The organism is Prochlorococcus sp. ALOHA_ZT_50, assembly GCF_022447305.1.
Classification (GTDB): domain Bacteria; phylum Cyanobacteriota; class Cyanobacteriia; order PCC-6307; family Cyanobiaceae; genus Prochlorococcus_A.
This window is the reverse complement of the sequence record NZ_JAKVCI010000066.1, coordinates 1-1,870: the sequence shown is the minus strand read 5'-3', so window position 1 is coordinate 1,870 and position 1,870 is coordinate 1. Positions and strand designations below refer to the sequence as shown.

The following is a 1,870-nucleotide window of genomic DNA, read 5'->3' as shown; positions in this document are numbered from 1 at the left end:
AGTTTTATCAAGTCAGGGCATGCCTGCGAATCCACAGCAATCAACAGCAAATAAAATTACTCCCGTTATGATTACTGGAATGTTTTTGTTTTTCCCACTACCAGCTGGAGTTTTACTCTACATGGTTGTTGCTAATATTTTCCAAGCATTTCAGACTTTTCTGCTTAATAAAGAAGCTCTTCCTGAGAATTTACAGAAAATTTTGGATCAACAATTATTAGCAAAAAATGAAGTAATAACAACTTCTGCTTCAGCTGTCTCAGATAAAAGATTACCTTTTGAACCTAATAGTAAAAAATAGTCTTAATCTTAAATAATGAATTCTTGGTGTAGAAATTTAGAATTACTCATAAAATCAAGAACCTCATTAATTTGGATCAGGACTAAAGAAGAGGAAAGATTAGAAAAACTGGTTAATTTCTCTTGTGAAAGACTAAATATAAAAAGATTCGTTTGCTGGGATTGTGTTAGCGGTATAAAAGGATTAATAAATGAAGAAGGTAAATTTTCTAATAATCCGTTAGGAGTTCTTAATTGGCTTAAAGAACAAAGTTCTGAAGTTTCAACAGTTTTATTAGTTAAAGATTTTCATAAATTTTATGATGATCCATCTATCAATAGAACTATTAAAGAACTATCTTCAGCGCTTAAGAAAACTAGTCATAATTTAATTATTAGTTCTCATTTATTTCCATCATCAGAAGAGCTGGATGAATTAATGACAATTGTAAATCTACCTTTACCTGATCAAAAAGAATTGAAAAATCTAATAAAAAAAATTGCTATTAATACCAATTCAAATCTTGAGGAACAAGACTTAAACGAACTTTCTATAGCTTCAAGTGGACTTACCGAAATAAAAGTAAAGCAAGTCACTGCAAAGGCCCTTGCTCAAAGAGGAAAAATAAGTAAAGAAGATATTAAAGATATTCTTGAAGAGAAAAAACAAGTAATCGCCAGAAGTGAAATTTTAGAATTTTTCGAAGCTAAATCAAGTCAAGATGATATTGGTGGTTTAAATGTTTTAAAAGTTTGGCTTAATCAAAGATACAGGGCCTTTTCTAAAGAAGCTAGAGACTATGGATTACCTATTCCCAAGGGAGTCTTACTCGTTGGAGCTCAAGGAACAGGGAAATCGCTAACCGCAAAATCAATTTCTAAGAGTTGGTCGATGCCGCTGCTTAGGCTAGATGTTGGAAGACTATTTTCTAGCCTTGTTGGTTCAAGCGAGGCAAGAACAAGAGAAACAATATTAAGAGCTGAGGCCATGTCTCCTTGTATCCTTTGGATCGATGAAATTGATAAGGGCTTTGGTGGCGATGCTAGAAGTGATGGAGGAACAAGTCAAAGGGTTTTGGCAAGTTTGCTAACTTGGATGGCTGAAAAAGAATCCGCCGTATTTGTCATTGCTACCGCTAATGCTATAGATAAGCTTCCTGCTGAATTATTAAGGAAAGGTAGATTTGATGAGATATTTTTTCTTGATTTACCAAATTCTGAAGAAAGATTAAGTATTCTGGATTTGCACTTAAAAAAAAGAAGACCAAGTTACAGTTTTCCTCTATCTACTATCATCGATAGAACAGATGGATTCTCAGGAGCAGAACTTGAACAAGCAGTAATAGAGGGGATGCATATTTCATTCTCTGAAAATAGAGAGCTTATGGAGAAAGATTTAATAAAGGCAGTTTCTGAATTAGTTCCCTTATCAAGAACAGCTAAAGAGCAAATTGATTTACTAAAAGAATGGTCATCTACAGGACGTGCTCGTTCTGCATCGTAACTAAAATTTAATTTTGAAAATATTACTTAGTTAAAAAATCACTAATTTAGTTAATTTTTCATCAAAAAACCCAAATAATGAATTGAT

The 1,870-nt window shown here is 32.7% G+C and carries 2 protein-coding genes; both read left to right on the top strand.

Annotated elements, in window-relative coordinates; all coding sequences use genetic code 11:
* The coding region (locus tag MK115_RS09285) for a YidC/Oxa1 family membrane protein insertase (protein ID WP_502923870.1) at positions 1 to 301 on the top strand (301 nt) is incomplete at its 5' end.
* Between the two features lie 15 nt (positions 302 to 316).
* The gene (locus MK115_RS09280) at positions 317 to 1,783 is read left to right on the top strand and encodes an AAA family ATPase (RefSeq protein ID WP_287610955.1); all 1,467 of its coding nucleotides are present in this window, start codon (positions 317 to 319) and stop codon (positions 1,781 to 1,783) included.
* Positions 1,784 to 1,870 lie beyond the last annotated feature (87 nt).

Excerpts from the sequence above, each read along its gene's own strand:
- MK115_RS09280 (WP_287610955.1), top strand. The coding sequence starts at position 317 with ATGAATTCTTGGTGTAGAAATTTAGAATTACTCATAAAATCAAGAACC.